1 protein-coding gene is annotated in these 309 nt (G+C 61.5%); it reads left to right on the forward strand.

The window, feature by feature from the left end; translation table 11 throughout:
• Positions 1 to 309 (forward strand): immunoglobulin-like domain-containing protein (locus tag LU684_RS30510; RefSeq protein WP_232895381.1); only part of this gene is annotated, 309 nt, incomplete at both ends.

Below are 309 nucleotides of genomic sequence, written 5' to 3' on the forward strand. Positions count from 1 at the left end.
AACCTGCAGATCGGTACCCCGGCGACCGTTCAGGTCACCGACACCATCAGCAAAGTCACCGCCGTCCTGTCGGTGGACAACACCGCTGTAGTCGAAGGTGGCAAGATCACCTACACCGTGACCCTGATCAGCGAAGACACCAAGCTGCCAGTGACCGGCCACGGCGGTGTGACCGTGACCCTGACTGGCGGCACAGTCGTGACTATTCCGGCGGGTTCTGCTTCGGGTACCGCCTTCGTCACTGCACCGAACGACCTGTATGCCGGTGGCCAGCCTGCGATCACCAAGTCGATCACCGACATTTCGGTC

It is taken from the genome of Pseudomonas sp. NMI542_15 (assembly GCF_021283425.1).
Classification (GTDB): domain Bacteria; phylum Pseudomonadota; class Gammaproteobacteria; order Pseudomonadales; family Pseudomonadaceae; genus Aquipseudomonas; species Aquipseudomonas fortuita.